Source organism: Micromonospora deserti (assembly GCF_003236335.1).
In the GTDB taxonomy this organism is placed as follows: domain Bacteria; phylum Actinomycetota; class Actinomycetes; order Mycobacteriales; family Micromonosporaceae; genus Micromonospora; species Micromonospora deserti.
In genome coordinates this window covers 1-14,986 of sequence record NZ_POUB01000149.1, presented here as the reverse complement: position 1 = coordinate 14,986, position 14,986 = coordinate 1, and the positions used below count along the sequence as shown (strand labels likewise).

General features: G+C 75.0%; 13 protein-coding genes, 2 pseudogenes and 1 riboswitch. Of the genes and pseudogenes, 9 read left to right on the top strand and 6 right to left on the bottom strand.

All coding sequences use genetic code 11. The features are described 5' to 3' along the window. Positions 1 to 85: 85 nt before the first annotated feature. Positions 86 to 724: a maleylpyruvate isomerase N-terminal domain-containing protein gene (locus C1I99_RS19975; RefSeq protein WP_199562296.1), complete on the top strand. Its 639-nt coding sequence runs from the start codon at positions 86 to 88 to the stop codon at positions 722 to 724. A 210-nt stretch (positions 725 to 934) separates the two neighbouring features. Here the strand turns inward: C1I99_RS19975 and C1I99_RS19970 are convergent, their stop codons facing one another. Both C1I99_RS19970 and C1I99_RS32835 read right to left on the bottom strand, forming a co-directional pair. Continuing rightward, on the bottom strand, positions 935 to 1,342 hold the full coding sequence (locus C1I99_RS19970) for a hypothetical protein (RefSeq protein WP_111135744.1): 408 nt from the start codon (positions 1,340 to 1,342) through the stop codon (positions 935 to 937). Between the two features lie 218 nt (positions 1,343 to 1,560). Next, positions 1,561 to 1,704 carry a hypothetical protein gene (locus tag C1I99_RS32835; RefSeq protein ID WP_158554084.1) on the bottom strand — a complete coding sequence of 48 codons (144 nt, stop codon included), beginning with the start codon at positions 1,702 to 1,704 and terminating at the stop codon, positions 1,561 to 1,563. A 365-nt stretch (positions 1,705 to 2,069) separates the two neighbouring features. On the opposite strand from C1I99_RS32835, the gene C1I99_RS19960 reads away from it, so the two are divergent. Both C1I99_RS19960 and C1I99_RS19955 read left to right on the top strand, forming a co-directional pair. Next, on the top strand, positions 2,070 to 2,432 hold the full coding sequence (locus C1I99_RS19960) for an STAS domain-containing protein (RefSeq protein ID WP_111135742.1): 363 nt from the start codon (positions 2,070 to 2,072) through the stop codon (positions 2,430 to 2,432). A 188-nt stretch (positions 2,433 to 2,620) separates the two neighbouring features. Continuing rightward, on the top strand, positions 2,621 to 3,079 hold the full coding sequence (locus C1I99_RS19955; RefSeq protein WP_111135741.1) for an SRPBCC family protein: 459 nt from the start codon (positions 2,621 to 2,623) through the stop codon (positions 3,077 to 3,079). 255 nt (positions 3,080 to 3,334) lie between these two features. On the opposite strand, the gene C1I99_RS19950 is transcribed toward C1I99_RS19955, so the two are convergent. The 4 genes from C1I99_RS19950 to C1I99_RS19935 all read right to left on the bottom strand — a co-directional run bounded on the left by C1I99_RS19950 (position 3,335) and on the right by C1I99_RS19935 (position 8,928). Continuing rightward, the gene (locus tag C1I99_RS19950; RefSeq protein WP_499877948.1) at positions 3,335 to 4,402 is read right to left on the bottom strand and encodes a coiled-coil domain-containing protein; all 1,068 of its coding nucleotides are present in this window, start codon (positions 4,400 to 4,402) and stop codon (positions 3,335 to 3,337) included. A 13-nt stretch (positions 4,403 to 4,415) separates the two neighbouring features. After that, positions 4,416 to 4,547: riboswitch (cyclic di-AMP (ydaO/yuaA leader) on the bottom strand. 153 nt (positions 4,548 to 4,700) lie between these two features. Beyond that, a complete protein-coding gene (locus C1I99_RS19945; RefSeq protein WP_111135739.1) occupies positions 4,701 to 5,618 on the bottom strand; it encodes a cation diffusion facilitator family transporter in 918 nt (305 codons plus the stop codon). Between the two features lie 109 nt (positions 5,619 to 5,727). After that, positions 5,728 to 7,845: a HelD family protein gene (locus C1I99_RS19940; RefSeq protein ID WP_111135738.1), complete on the bottom strand. Its 2,118-nt coding sequence runs from the start codon at positions 7,843 to 7,845 to the stop codon at positions 5,728 to 5,730. Between the two features lie 156 nt (positions 7,846 to 8,001). Continuing rightward, positions 8,002 to 8,928 carry an alpha/beta fold hydrolase gene (locus tag C1I99_RS19935; RefSeq protein ID WP_111135746.1) on the bottom strand — a complete coding sequence of 309 codons (927 nt, stop codon included), beginning with the start codon at positions 8,926 to 8,928 and terminating at the stop codon, positions 8,002 to 8,004. A 146-nt stretch (positions 8,929 to 9,074) separates the two neighbouring features. On the opposite strand from C1I99_RS19935, the gene C1I99_RS19930 reads away from it, so the two are divergent. The 6 genes and pseudogenes from C1I99_RS19930 to C1I99_RS19905 all read left to right on the top strand — a co-directional run. Continuing rightward, entirely contained in the window at positions 9,075 to 9,770 is a 696-nt protein-coding gene (locus C1I99_RS19930; RefSeq protein WP_111135737.1) for a carbonic anhydrase, read from the top strand. Between the two features lie 89 nt (positions 9,771 to 9,859). After that, positions 9,860 to 10,243, top strand: a pseudogene (locus tag C1I99_RS19925) (DNA-3-methyladenine glycosylase family protein); the annotation flags it as partial. Beyond that, entirely contained in the window at positions 10,240 to 10,752 is a 513-nt protein-coding gene (locus C1I99_RS19920; protein ID WP_111135736.1) for a methylated-DNA--[protein]-cysteine S-methyltransferase, read from the top strand. The pseudogene C1I99_RS19925 and the gene C1I99_RS19920, both read left to right, overlap by 4 nt. Positions 10,753 to 10,789: 37 nt before the next feature. After that, positions 10,790 to 12,625: an ABC transporter ATP-binding protein gene (locus C1I99_RS19915; protein ID WP_111135735.1), complete on the top strand. Its 1,836-nt coding sequence runs from the start codon at positions 10,790 to 10,792 to the stop codon at positions 12,623 to 12,625. Beyond that, positions 12,622 to 14,493, top strand: a complete 1,872-nt coding sequence (locus tag C1I99_RS19910) for an ABC transporter ATP-binding protein (RefSeq protein WP_111135734.1) — start codon at positions 12,622 to 12,624, stop codon at positions 14,491 to 14,493. Before C1I99_RS19915 ends, C1I99_RS19910 begins: the two co-directional genes overlap by 4 nt. 251 nt (positions 14,494 to 14,744) lie before the next feature. Further along, positions 14,745 to 14,986 (top strand): annotated as a pseudogene (locus C1I99_RS19905) (hypothetical protein); the annotation flags it as partial.

The window sequence follows — 14,986 nt, the reverse complement described above, 5'->3', positions numbered from 1 at the left end:
CCGGGCCCTGGGCGGGTCTGGGGGTCGACAGCCCGCCGGGCCGGGCCTCTAGGCTCGGGGGTTCCGCGTCGAAGGAGGACGATCCGTGAGTCCCATCAGGATGGCCTACCTCGCCGCCGCGCGGTCGGCGGTGGACCTGCTCGCCGACCCCGCCGTGGCGGCCCGCTGGAACGAGCCGAGCGCGCTGGCCGAGTTCGGTGTGGGCGGGCTGGCCGGCCACCTCGCCTCGCAGCTGCTCAGCGTCCCGGCCGTGCTGGCCGAGCCCGTTCCAGCCGGTGACCCGGTGGGGCTGCTCGACCACTACGCGCGGGGGAGCTGGGTCGGTGCGACCGTCGACGACGAGGTCAACGTCACGATCCGCCGGGCCGGCGAGGGCATCGCGGCCGAGGGACCCGGGGTGCTGGTCGAGCGGGCCGCCGGCGCGCTGCGGGAGCTGACCGCGACGTTGCCCGTGCAGCCGGCGAAGCGGGTGGTGCACCTGGCCCGGGGCCCCTGGTCGCTTCGCCTGGACGACTACCTCACCACTCGGCTGATGGAGATCGCGGTGCACTCCGACGACCTGGCCGTCAGTGTGGGCGTACCCACCCCGGACCTGCCCGCCGAGGCGCTCGATCCGGTGCTGTCCCTGCTGGCCCGGCTGGCCGTACGCCGGCACGGGCAGCCGGCGGTGCTGCGGGCGCTGAGCCGGGCGGAGCGGGCGCCGGCCGACATCACCGCCTTCTGACCCGTCCTCACCGCAGGGCCGGGACCGGTCGGCGACCACACGTCCTGCTCCCTGCGCGAGACGCGGGCCCGCCCCCACCCGCACGTCGTGCCGGTCCGCACCGCACGATGCGGGGCCCGCTCGACCAGCGGAAGGTGGCCGCGACCCTCGGGGTGCGGCTGGACGCCGCCGCCCTGGTCGGCGGCCGGGTCGCTGGTGCTGCCGAGCCGGTCAGCCCTCCTGGCCGACGGGGGAGTTCGGCCGGTCCACGTCGACGAACTCGATGTCGTCGGCCGCGCGGTCGGCCCGGCTGCCAGCGGCCCGGGCGGCGGTGCCGGCGGCCCAGCCGATGGCGGCGCCGACCAGGGCGGCGCCGATCAGCAGCGGCCACGGCAGCGACTGGCGGCGACCGGCGAGGGCGTCGACGGCCAGGGCCGCCCGGCGGCGGGCCTCTCCGGCCGTGGAGCCGACCAGGTCACCGGCCTCCCCGGCGCGGCCGGAACCGCTGCGGCGGGCCGACCGGGCGGTGTCGCGGACGCTGTCCCCCGCGGAACCGACCGCCGAGACCAGGTGCTGCCACGCCTGATCCGCGATCCGCTCGGGCTTGCCGCGGCGGTCCAGCAGGGTGGTTTCGAACATCGTGGGTTACCTCCTCGGGGTGCCGAAGCCGGCGGCCACTTCGGACTTCGGCGTCTGTCGGCGCGTCACGGTCCGCCTGTCCCGCCCTGTGCCCGGTGGGCCGCCCGCGCAAACCCGGACCGCGTACCCGCCGCCGGTGCGGGCGAACCCGTCCGGTGCCCACCCGGACCGCCCGTCGCCCCGGTCCCGGCCGGCCGCCGGTGCCGTCCCCCAGCTGGTCAGCGGAGGCTGACCAGCGAGACCACGCCGCGGGCGAAGTCGTCGTCATCGTCGTCGTCATCGCCGCCACCGCCGAAGCCGCAGGCCAGTACGAGAGCGAGCAACGCGCTGACCCCGGCCAGCGCGGCAAGTCTCCTGATCATGATCGTCCTCTCCGTCGCGGTCGCCCTGCTCCGGCGCCGATGCTAGGCGGCACGGGCAACCCCGGCGGCGCGGTCGCCACCGGGCGGGCCGGTGGCAGGAGGCGGAATCCGCAGTTGGGGCACGCCGGCGGGCGGGGTGTCGGCGGGTACGACGGGGGACCGTTACCCTGGGCGGCGAGGCGTCAGTGAAAGCTGATCGTTGGACCAACAGGATATGAAAAGTCCGGATAAGGGCGATTTGGTGTGCCCTGATCCGCGAATTGCTCATCCCGAGGGGTGGCGACCGAGGCTGTCGGAGGAATACTCTCGGTCGCGGCCCGCGTACTGATGAGGCGCCCGTCGGACGGGCGAGTGGAGGTGCTCGCGTGAGCCTGTCGATCGTGAAGTCGGTTCTGCCCGGTGGTGTCATCGAGATCTCGCCGCGTGGCGAGATCGACGTCGATACCGCGTACGAGGTGCGCGAGGCGATCGCCGAGGTCCTGACCAAGGGACGCCCCGCCCGGATCGAACTCAACATGCGGCTGGTCAGCTTCATCGACTCCGTCGGCATCAGCGCCATGGTCGCCGGCTTCCAGACCGCCGAGGTCAGCGGCGTCAAGCTCGTGGTCACCGAGCCGAGCCGGTTCGTGCACCGGCAGCTCTGGGTCACCGGCCTGCTCGGCCTCTTCGGCGCTCCCGAGCCCTACTACGCCGGCACACCCGCCCCGGAGGTCCTCCCCGGCGCCTGAGGCCACCCGCCGCGCGGGAGCGGTCGGTGCGGCGCAGGGCCCGCCGATCCCGTACGCCGGCAGCTCCGGCAGCGGCTGGGCACGGACAGATGCCCGTTCTGCCCCACCGCGGTCATCGCGGCGCCGGGCGTTGCCAGCCCGGCCCGCGTACGCGACGATCGGTCGACCAGCGACCGTGGGGAGACGGCGTGCTCAGGCGGGACTCGTTCAGCTACACCGTCCAGGCGCGCTGCCCGGTGGCACAGGCCGCGGCGCTGCTCGCCGACCCGGCCCGGCAGCGGGCGCTGCACCCGTTGATCATCCGGGTCCGGCCGTTGCGGCCCCGCCCCGGCGCGCGGGCCAGCTACGCGATCACGAACCGGCTGGCCGCCGGGCCGCTGCGGCTTCCGCTCACCTACCGTGCCGACGTCCTGCTCGACGGGCCGGACGAGATCGTGACGGTGGCCTGGCGATGGCCCGCGACGACCGTGCGCAACCGCACGCGGTTGCGGCCCGAGCCCGACGACGTGGTGCGGATCGATGTCGAGATCACCCTGGTCGCGCCGGCACCGGTCTTCGGCTACGCGTTCCGCGAGGCCCGCGCCACGCACCTGGCGCTGGCCGCCCGCCTCGGCGCCGCCCTCGACCGCGACCCGCCGGCCCGCTGACCGCCGTCTCGGCCCCGGTCCGGCCGCCCGGGGCATCGGGTCACCATGACACCCCGGGATGCCGCACGCCGGGGCGTCACCCGCGCCGCCGCGAGCGCGGGTGGGTCAGCCGCGCTCATGCCGGTGATGCTGCCCGGCGGCCGGTCGCCCGTCGTGGGCCGGTCGGCGACATCCGTCGTACGCCGAAGGGTGTACGGCGGGCGTGGTCGGCCCCGGTGACCGGCCGCGGCGGCGGGGGTCACCGGGGCCGGGCCGTCAGTAGACCGACAGGTGCACGTGGTTGGTGTGGTCGCTGGACGGGTCCCCGTTGGCGCCGCTGTACGACTTCCATCCGCTGCTGGGCAGCCAGATCTGCCGGTACCAGATCACGTAGAGCACGGCGAGCCGGTCGGCGTTGCGCACGAAGTACGCCGCCAGGTTGTTGCCGTACGTCCTGTCGCCGCCGGTGGCGTCCCCGCCGAACCCGTTCTTCTGGGCCGCGAAGTCGCAGGCCCGTCCCTTCGGGTGCTCGCCGGAGCCGCCCGGCCGGTAGCAGGAGACGTACCGGGTGAAACCGGCCGCCTTGGCCTGGTTCAGCGCGTGCAGGGTGCGCGGGGTGATGCAGCCGTTGGCCGGGGTCGGATCGTTGACGCTGCATGACTCGCGTGGCCAGGAGCCGTCGGAGTTGCGCGGGGCCGGCTTGGCCGTCGCGGTGGAGGTGCCGCGAGTGGGCGCGCGGTCGCCCGCGGACCGCGTGCGGCCGGCCACGGTCAGCGCCCGCTCGGCCTGCTCCTTGCGCTTGGTCATCAGCGTGACCTGCTTGCGCTGCTCGCGGATCTCGCCCTCCAGCGCGAGCTTGGTGCGGTTGGCCGCGTCGCGGGTGTCCTGCAGCTCCCGCAGCACCCGGTCCTCGTTGGTCGCCACCGCCTCCAGCGCGGCGGCCCGGTCCAGGAAGCCGTCCGGCGAGTCGCTGTTGAGCAGCGCGGACACGGCACCGAGGCGGCCGGAGCGGTACGCCACCTCGGCGATCTCGCCGACCTTGCCGTTGCGGACGGCCAGCTCGTTCTCGGTGGTGCGCAGCTGCGCGGCGAGCTGCTGCTGGCGCTTGACCGAGGTGTCCAGGGCCCGCTTGGCGTCCAGGTAACCCTTGCTGGCCGCTTCCAGCTGGGCGCGCAGGGCCGGCGTGCCACCCTCCTCGTCCTGGCCGGGGGCCGCGGCGAGCTGGGCCGTCGGGGGAGCCGCCCCGGCCGGAGCGGCGGTGACCGGCGCGCCCGCCAGGCCAACGGCGAGTGTCGCGATCAGGGCCGCCACGCGGGCGGCGGTTCGTCGTCGTACAGGTGCCACCACTGGCATACACATGTCCTTCCGTCAGCCGCCGACCGGGTTAGCTGACGGGTTCGGGACGGAAGATCCCTACCGCTGACGCGGATGCACCCCAGGAACATGGTTCCCCGGTTCGCCCTGGCGGGCGATTAGGCGGCGGCCACCGCCGGCACCGGTGCGTGCCGCTTGGCGGAGGCCGGTGCAGAGACTACCGGTGCCGGTGGGGCAGGTGCAGCGAATGTGACTGACGGTGCCTGCCTGGTCACCGAAAAATCCGGCATAAGCACACAATACTCACACAGATTTAAGGTTGTCCTCATTACCACTCAACCGGCCCGCAGACCCCGGGGGACGCTCCCGGCTCGATCTGCAACGTGGCGTGCTCGATCTTGAAGTCCTCGTGCAGCGCGGCGCGGGCCGCGGTCAGCACCCTGCCGACGTCCGCCCCGGGCGCCGTCGTCAGGTGCGCCGATACGATCTCCATCCCGGAGGTCAGCGTCCAGATGTGCAGGTCGTGCACCTCGGCCACGCCGGGCACGGCGGCCAGCCGGTCGTGCACGGCGGTGACCTCGAGGTGCTCCGGTGCGGCCTGTACCAGGATGCGCAGCGCCGCCCGGCCCAGCCGCCAGGTGCGGGGCAGGATGAACAGGCCGATGGCGACCGCCACCAGCGGGTCGGCCCACCACCAGTCGGTGACGGCGATCAGCGCGGCCGCCCCGATCACGCCCAGTGAGCCGAGCAGGTCGCCCAGCACCTCCAGGTACGCCCCGTGCAGGTTGATGTTCTCCTGCGCGCCGGCGCGCAGCAGGCCGAACGCGGCCAGGTTGGCGAGCAGGCCGAGCACGGCCACCGCCAGCATCGGCCCGGCGACCACCTCCGGCGGGTCGCCGAACCGGCGTACCGCCTCGACCACCACGTAGACCGCGACGCCGGAGAGCAGCACGGCGTTGGCCAGGGCGGCGAGCACCTCCAGGCGATAGAGGCCGAAGGTGCGCTGCGGGTCCCGGGAGGTCCGCCGGGTGGCGGTGATCGCCGCGAGGGCCATGCCGATGCCGAGCACGTCGGTGAACATGTGCCCGGCGTCGCTGAGCAGGGCCAGTGAGCCGGTGCCGAAGGCGGTCGCCGCCTCCACCACCATCAGCGTGCCGAGCAGGCCGAACGCGGCCCACAGCCGGCCCAGGTGACGGTGCGCCACGTTGGCGACCGACCCGTGGTGGTGGTCATGACCTGCGCCCACGCGCCCACCCTCCGTCGCCCGTCCGAACCCGGTCCAATCTATGCTCACATCGCTATGTATGCAAGTGACCGCTGACGCCTCCCCGGACGGTGACCCACCCCGCCCGGGCTCAGCCGACGGGATCGACGGTGGTCAGCCGCTGGGTGGCCCGGGACAGCGCGACGTAGAGGGTGCGTGCCCCCGATCCCGGATCGGCCCGGACCTCGCTCGGGGCGACCAGCACCACCCCGTCGTACTCCATGCCCTTCGCCTCCAGGCTGGTCACCACCTGTAGGCGGGGGGCGCCGAGCCCGCCCAGCCAGCCGGCCACCTCGTCCCGGCGCGGCACCGGCGTGATCACGCCGACCGTGCCCTCGACCTCGCCGAGCAGCGCGCCGGCCGCCGCCACGGTCGCCGCCTTTAGCTCCGCTGGCGGGACCACCAGCTCGACCGGGTCGACGCCGGTGGAGCGCACCGCGGTGGGCAGCGGGAGGTCCGGATCGAGCCGGCGGATCTCGGCGGCCGCGACCGCGAAGATCTCCGCCGAGTTGCGGTAGTTGGTGGTGAGCGTGAAGTGCTGCCGCTTGCGCCGGCCCAGCGCCTGGTCCCGCGCCCGGGTCAGCTCCTCCGGATCACCCGTCCACGCGGTCTGCGCCGGGTCGCCCACCACCGTCCACGAGGCCAGCCGGCCGCGCCGGCCGATCATCCGCCACTGCATGGGCGAGACGTCCTGCGACTCGTCGACCACCACGTGGGCGTACTCCCGGTAGTCCTCCGGGCGCTGCCGGGCCGCCTCGCGGGCGGCGCGCTGCCGGTCGGCGAAGGTGCTCAGCTCCCGGACCCCGCCGGCCAGCTGGAACGGGTCCCGCTTCGGGCGGGCCGGCCTCATCGGCTTGCCGAGCAGCGCGTCCAGCTCGTCCAGCAGCGCGATGTCGGCGATGGTGAGCCCCTCGGTGGCCAGGCTCCGGTACGCGCCGGCCAGCAGCCGGATCTCCCGACCGGTGAGGATCCCCCCGGCGTAGCGGCGCAGCCGCTCCGGGCGGGCCAGCCAGCCCAGTACGTGCCGCGGGTGCAGCCGGGGCCACCAGGCCTTGAGGAACTCGCGGAACTCCGGCCGCTCGGCGATCTCGTCCTCGAAGGCGCGCTGCTCCGGCAGCCGGCCGATGCCCAGCCGGCGGGCCTGCGCCCAGAGCGCGGCGAAGACGCCGTCGAAGCCGGCCCGGCGCACCTCGTTGCGGCGAGCGCCCCGGGGCAGCGCCCGCTCCCGGATCGCGTCCAGTTCGCGGCGGTCCAACAGCAGCAGCGTGCCCCGGTAGAGCAGGCGCAGCTCGGCGGGGCCGTCTGGCACCGCGTCCCGGGCCGCCCGCTCCAACACCCGCCGCATCCGCAGCGAACCCTTCACCGCCGCCACCTCGGGCGGGTCGGTGCGGGTGGCGCGCATGCCCGGGAAGAGGGTGCCCAGCGAGTGCAGGGTGGCGCTCTCCTCGCCCAGCGACGGCAGCACCGACGCGATGTACTCCACGAAGACCGTGGACGGGCCGACCACCAGGATCCCGCCGCCGGCGTACCGGTTGCGGTCGGAGTAGAGCAGGAACGCCGCCCGGTGCAGGGCCACCGCCGTCTTGCCGGTGCCCGGCCCGCCGGAGACGATCGTGACGCCCGAGCCGGGGGAGCGGATCGCCTCGTCCTGCTCCTGCTGGATGGTGGCGACGATGTCCCGCATGCCCCGGCCGGTTGCCCGGGACAGCGTGGCGAGCAGCGCGCCGTCGCCGACGACCCGCATGTCGGCGGGGGCGGCGCCCGGATCGAGCAGGTCGTCCTCGATCCGGGTGACCCGCTCACCGGTCGACTGGATCATGCGCCGCCGCACCACACCCATCGGTTGGGCGGGGGTGGCCCGGTAGAACGCCGCGGCGGCCGGGGCCCGCCAGTCCACCACCAGGGCGACGGCGTTCTCGTCCCGGATGCCGAGCCGCCCGACGTGCAGCACCTGCCCGTCCCGCAGGTCGAGCCGGCCGAACACCAGCCCCTCGTGCTCGGCGTCGAGGACGTGCCGCCGCTGCGCCGCGTGGAACACCATGGCGTCCCGCTCGACCAGCGCGCCGAAGTTGCCGACCCGGGCGAGCCGGTAGCCCTCCCGTTCCGCCCGCACCGCCGAGCGGCGCAGCTCGGCCAGGCGGGCGTACACCCGGTCGAGATGCCGCTGCTCGACGGCCATCTCCTGGGCCAGGGTGGTCTGGTCGGTCAACGCTCAAGCTCCTCCGACGGCGGCGGATGGCCGCGACACGGCGCGGGGCCGCGCCAGGCTGACCGGGTGAGGGTACGGCAGCGCCGCGACCGGCGGCGTGGCCCCGCGCGATCCGTGGCCGTCGTGACCCCGCGCGAACCCGCCCCGGGCGGCCGCTCACCCGGCCGGGGTGAGCCTCCCCCGGGCGCTGGTGAGCACCTGCCGGAGCACCCCGACCAGGGCGGCGTTGACCGCCTCGGGCCGCTCCATCATGAGCATGTGCCCGGCCCCCGGGCAGACGGTCAGGTCGGTTGCCGGCAGCGCGGCCGCGATCGACTCGGCGCACGGCGGCGGGGTGAGCCGGTCCCGGTCGCCGACCAGCGCGGCCGCCGGCAGGTGCGTGAGTTTCGCCAGGGTGTCCAGCCGGTGCTGGGCCCCGATCGAGGCGCGGAACCCGCCGATCGAGCGCAGCGAAGCGCGGGCCACGGCAGAGGTGACCAGGCGGATGTCCGCCGGGTCGCAGCGGTCGCCGAAGAGCATCCAGCGGATGCTGGGGCGGAGCGCGCGCAGCAGGGCGTGGGGCGGCCGCCAGGATCCGCAGCGGGCCAGCACGCCCGCCCCGGTGGTCTCGGCGAGCCGGATCAGCCGGGCGATGCGGGGGGAGAGGCCGTACGCGGTGTGCGTGTGCCCCTCGGCGGTGGTGGAGACGAAGACCAGCCCGGCGGTCCGGGCGGCGAAGTGTCCGGGGTGCCGGTGGGCGTACTCCATGATCGTCATGCCGCCCATCGAGTGGCCGACCAGCACGATCCGGCCGGTCGGGGCCACCGCGTCCAGCACCACGGCGAGGTCGTCGCCGAGCTGGGCCAGGGTGGCGGTGGGCAGCGCCATGCAGCTGGACTGGCCGTGCCCGCGAGCGTCGTAGCTGACCACCCGCACCGGCTCGGCGACGGCGTCGCGCAGCGCGGCGAGCTGCCGGTGCCAGCTGCGCCCGTCGAGCGTCCAGCCGTGCAGCAGCACCACGGTGACCCCGGCGTCGGCCGGCCCGGTCACCTCGACGTGCAGGCGTACGTCGTCGGGTAGCCGTACCTCGACCTGCTCCGGCATCGCCACCTCCCCGGGCCGGACTGATCTGTAACACCGGGGATACCCGGCGGTAACACCGGCTACCCGTCATGACACCACGCCAAGCGGGTCGGTGAGAAGATTCCCAACCCGGCCCGTGGGCCCGCCCGGCCGGCCAAGCTGGGGGCATGGGGGCGCCACGGGCAACGCCGGCCGGACCGGCCGGGCGGCCTCTGGGCACCACCCCGGCCACCCGCGGCCCCGGCGGGCCTGGCCCGGGAGGGCGGCCCGCCGGTGGTACGCCCCGCGCCGCCCTGGCTGAGCTGCTCGCCGGCAACCGTCGGTTCGTCAGCGGCCAGCCGGTGCACGGTCACGACGTCACCGCCGCCGCCGCGACCGCCTCCGGCGACCAGCAGCCGTACGCCGTGCTGCTCGGTTGCATCGACTCGCGGGTGCCGCTGGAGGCGATCTTCGACCAGACGTTCGGCTCCATCTGCGTGATCCGCACGGGCGGGCACGTGCTGGATCGGGCGGTCCTCGGTTCCATCGAGTACGTGGTCGGCGAGCTGGGCGTACCCCTGGTCATGGTGCTCGGGCACGAGCGTTGCGGCGCGGTCGCCTCCGCGGTGGCCGCGCTGCGCGCCGGCCGGCGGCCGGGCGGTTCGCTGGCCCACCTGGTCGACCAGATCGCCCCGGCGGTCACCGAGGTGGGCGTCGACGATCCGCAGGTGCACCCGATGGCGGTCCGGCGGCACGTGCTCCGTACGGTGGCCGCGTTGCGCGCCGACGACCTGCTGGCCGAGCCGGTCGCCGCCGGCCGGGTGGACGTGGTGGGCGCCCTCTACGACCTGGCCACCGGCGAGGTCGCCCTGCTGAACCGGTGACCCTCGCCCCACGCCCCGTTGATCATGAGGTTGACGGCGAAGTGGATCTCCACAACGCCGGTCAACCTCATGATCAACCGGGAACGGTGGGGTGGTTGCGGGGGTTTCCTAGTGCGGAGGAGGTCCTCCGGGTTACCGATGCGGGATTCGGGATGCCGGCGGGGCGGCGGGAGACCATCCGGGCGCTGGCGCGGGCCGTCGCCGACGGGTCGGTGGACCTGGCGCCCGGTGGGGACCGGCAGGAGACCGTACGGCGGCTGCGGGCGCTGCCCGGGATCGGGGCGTGGACGGCCGGCTACGTCGCGATGCGCGCGCTCGGCGACCCGGACGTGCTCCTCCCCACCGACCTGGCGGTACGCCGCGGCGGCGCCGCCCTCGGCCTGCCCGACGACCCGAAGACCCTCGATACGTACGCCGACCGCTGGCGCCCCTGGCGCTCGTACGCGGTGATCCGACTTTGGAGAGCAGCATGAGCACGAACGACAGCACCGTCATCGACACCCCCGCCGGACCGCTTGGCATCGTCGCCGGCCCGCACGGCGCGGTCCGGGCGGCCGGCTTCACCGCCGACCCGGCAACCCTGCTCCCCCTGGTGCACCCGAGCCTGCGGGCGCCGCTGCGGCACCGGGCCGACCTCGGCCCGGTCACCGCCGCCGTCCGGTCCTACCTGGACGGTGACCTCACCGCGATCGACGCGGTGCCGGTCGAGCAGCGCACCGGCGGCGCGTTCCTGGCGCACGCCTGGGAGGTGCTGCGTGAGGTGAAGCCGGGCGAGCCGGTGACCTACACCGGGTTCGCCGGGCTCGCCGGCCGCCCCCTCGCGGTACGCGCCGCCGCGGCTGCCTGCGCCCGCAACGCCGCCGCCCTCTTCATCCCCTGCCACCGGGTGCTGCGCACCGACGGGACGCTCGGCGGCTACCGCTGGGGCCTGGACGTGAAGAAGTGGCTTCTCGGTCATGAGCGGCGGTTGACGACAAGCTGACAGCGGCAACGCTCCCATTTGCCGCTACCGTCGGGTAGTGCCTGCGGAGAGCGACGGCGACCCGGCCCCCGGGGTCGATGGCGGCCGACATCCGCTGCACAGCCTCTGGCGGCTACGCCCTTACCTGCGCCCGTACGCGGCGGAGTTCGGTTGGCTGCTGCTCGCCGGGCTGGGCGCCACGGCGGCGAGCATCGCCGTACCCCTGGTGGTGCAGCGGGTGGTCGACGGCCCGGTGGCCCGGCAGGACCCGGCCGGGCTGTTCCGGCTGGCCGGCCTGGCCCTGCTGCTCGGCCTGGTCGAGGCCCTGCTGATCTTCATCCGGCGGTGGGTGCAGTCGTCCTCCTCGATGGGGATCGAGGCGGCGATTCGCGCCGACGTCTACGCCCACCTCCAGCGGTTGCCGGCCAGCTTCCACGACCGGTGGCAGTCCGGCCAGCTGCTCTCCCGGATCATCAGCGACCTGTCGGTGATCCGCCGGTTCCTCTCCTTCGGCCTGTTCTTCCTGGTGCTCAACCTGGTCACCTATCTGGTCGTGGTGCTGCTGCTGATCCGGCTGCACCCGGCGCTGGGGTTGCTGGTGGCGGCCAGCGCGGTACCGCTGTTCCTGATCAGCCGCCGGTTCGCTCGGCACTACCACGCCGCCTCCCGCCGGATGCAGGACCAGCAGGGCGACGTGGCCACGCTGGTCGAGGAGACCGCGCAGGGCCTGCGCACGATGAAGGCGTACGGGCGGGGGCCGGAGCTGGCCGCCCGCTTCGCCGGCCGCGCCCGGGCGCTGCACGACACCGGGGTCGGCAAGGGCCGGCTGCTGGCCCGCACCTCGGCCCGGCTCGACCTGGTGCCGAACCTGACCCTGGGCGTCGTGCTGGTCGCCGGTGCGGCGGCCGTCGCCGGCGGCGGGCTGACCATCGGTGAGCTGGTCGCCTTCGTCAGCCTCCAACTGATGCTGATCTGGCCGGTGCAGTCGCTGGGCTGGATCATCGCCAACGGGCAGGAGGCGGCGACCGCCGCCGACCGGGTCCGGGAGGTGCTGGACACCCCACCGGCCATCGTGGACGCCCCAGGCGCGATCACCCTGCCCCGCGCCGACGTCCGCGGCCGGCTGCGCTTCGAACGGGTGTCGTTCCGCTACCCGGGCAGCACCACGCCGGTGCTGCGGGAGATCGACCTGACCGTCGAGCCGGGCGAGACGCTGGCGCTGGTCGGGGCGACCGGCTGCGGCAAGAGCACCCTGCTGTCCCTGGTGCCCCGCCTGCACGAGGTCAGCGGCGGGCGGATCACCCTGGACGGGCACGATCTGCGCCAGCTGCGGTTGGCCTCGCTGCGCCGGCTGGTCGGGGTGGCCTTCGAGGAGCCGACGCTGTTCTCCATGTCGGTGTGGGAGAACCTGACCCTGGGCCGGCCGGACGCCGGGGAGGACGAGGTCCGGGCCGCGCTGGCGCTGGCCCAGGCCGATTTCGCGTACGAGCTGCCGTGGGGGCTGGCCACCCGGGTGGGTGAGCAGGGGCTGTCACTCTCGGGTGGACAGCGCCAACGGTTGGCACTGGCCCGGGCGGTGCTGGGCCGGCCGGCGCTGCTCGTGCTGGACGACCCGCTCTCCGCCCTCGACGTGCACACCGAGGCGCTGGTGGAGGCGGCGTTGAAACGGGTGCTACGCACCACCACCGCGCTGCTGGTGGTGCACCGGCCCTCCACGATCGCCCTCGCCGACCGGGTGGCGTTGCTGGAGGGCGGGCGGGTCACCGCGGTCGGGCGCCACTCCGAGCTGCTCGCCACCGTGCCGGCGTACCGCGCGGTGCTCTCCGCCGGGCCGCCGCCCGGCGCGACCGCCGGCGGGCCCACGCCCGGTGGCCGGGGCCTGGTGCGGTCGTGACCGCCGGCGGGCCCGCGCGGCCCGGCGGCGCGGACGTGACCCGCTGGCGGGGGATCGCCACCGACCCGGACGCCGACCGCAGCCGGGCCGAGGACACCTCGCCCGAGGCGGTGGCCCGGCTCCGGGCCCGCAGCCGGGTGCTGCTGCGCGACCTGCTGCGCCCGCACCGGCGCCGCCTCGGGCTGGCCGTCGCGCTGCTGCTCGGCCAGAACGCCGCGGCGATGGCCGGGCCGTACCTGGTGATGCTCGGCATCGATGCCGGGATCGCGCCACTGCGGGCCGGCGACCCCGGCCCGCTGGTGGCGGTCGCCGCCGCGTTCGCCGCCGCCACCGTCGTGGAGTACGTGGCCCGGCGCGGCTTCCTCACCCTCTCCGCGCGGATCGGCCAGGCCGTCCTGCTCGACCTCCGCCAGCGGGTGTACGGCCACTTCCTGCGCCTGTCGGTGGCGTTCCACGAGCGCTACACCTCGGGCCGGATGGTCTCCCGGCTCACCAGCGACCTGGACTCGATCGCCGAACTGGCCGGCGGCGGCATCGACAGCCTGGTACTGGCCGTGCTGTCGATCCTGTCGGTGGCCGCCATCCTGCTCTGGCTGGACCTGCCGCTGGCCGCGGTGACCCTGCTCGCCTTCCCGTTCCTGTTCTGGCTGTCCCGCTGGTTCGCCCGGGCGTCCGCCGCGGCGTGGCGGCGCACCCGGGAGGCGGTGGCGCTGGTCATCGTCCACTTCGTCGAGTCCATCCGGGGCATCCGCGCGGTGCAGGCGTTCCGCCGGGAGTCGCGCAACGAGCGCATCTTCGCCACGCTCAACGACGACTACCGGCGGGCCAGCCTGCGCGCGTTCCGGCTGATCGCAACGTACTCACCGGGGATCAAGGTGATCGGCAACGTCACCGTGGCGGTGGTGCTCTGCTACGGGGGCTGGCGGGTGCTCGGCGGGGCGACCGAGATTGGGGTGCTCGCCGCGTTCCTGCTCTACCTGCGGCGGTTCTTCGAGCCGATGCAGGAGCTGAGCCAGTTCTACAACTCGTTGCAGTCGGCCACGGCGGCGTTGGAGAAACTCGCCGGGGTGCTCGACGAACGTCCCGCGGTGGCCGAGCCGGCCCATCCGGTGCCGCTGCCCGGGGGCCCCGGTCGCGGTGCGGTGGCGTACCGGTCGGTGACGTTCGGATACCGCCCGGACGCGCCGATCCTGCGCGACCTGGACCTCGCCGTCCCGGCCGGGCAGACGGTAGCGCTGATCGGCCCGACCGGCGCGGGCAAGTCCACGATCGCGAAGCTGCTCGCCCGGTTCCACGACCCACTGGCCGGCACGGTCACCCTCGACGGGGTGGACCTGCGCGAGGTCGCCGACGCGGAGCTGCGCCGGGCGGTGGTGCTGGTGACCCAGGAGACGCACCTGTTCGGCGGCACCGTCGCGGAGAACATCCGGTTCGGCCGCCCGGCCGCCGACGACGCCGCCGTCGAGGCCGCCGCCCAGGCGATCGGCGCGCACGACTTCATCACCGCCCTGCCCGACGGCTACGCCACCGAGGTGCACCGCCGCGGCGGCCGGCTGTCGGCGGGGCAACGGCAGCTCGTCGCGTTCGCCCGGGCGTTCCTCGCCGACCCGGCGGTGCTCATCCTGGACGAGGCGACCTCGTCGCTCGACGTGCCGACCGAACGGCTGGTGCAGCACGCGCTCGGCACCATCCTGCGGGACCGCACCGCGCTGGTGATCGCCCACCGGCTGTCGACTGTGGAGATCGCCGACCGGGTGCTGGTCCTCGAGGGCGGCCGGATCGTCGAGGACGGCCCGCCCGCCCGGCTCGCCGCCGCCGCCGGCCGGTACGCCGCCCTGCACCGGCAGTGGCGCGACTCGCTGCTCTGAACCCACCGGCTCGGGGCCGGTCATCGCCGCCTCGGCGGCGATGACCGGCCTGGGATCGTGCCCCGCCGCACGATCAGCTGCCCGGCGCCGCCTTCACCGGCGGCCCGGGTGCACCCGCGGGAGGTGACGGGGCCTCACGATGATCAGTACACCCACTAGACTCCCCTCGTCGATCGGCCCGCCGGGCCGGCGCCGGCCGGACCGGCCGCCGCCCGATCGGGCACCGCCAAGACACACGGGGAGGTTGCGGCGTGCGTATCCGACGACGGATGGTGACCGCCGGGGTGGTCATCGCCGGCCTGGTGGGCGCGGCGGCCGTGGCGCTAACACCGGGCGGCAGCGAGCCGACGCCGGTCGCCGCCACCGGCGCCGAGGCGCGGTCGGGCAGCGCCGGGGACGCCCCGGCGGACGCACCGGCCAGCGCCGACAGCGGCCTCGGCGGCCGGCCCGCCGGCGGCGCCACCCGCCCGGCGCCCCGCCCCCTGGTCAGCAC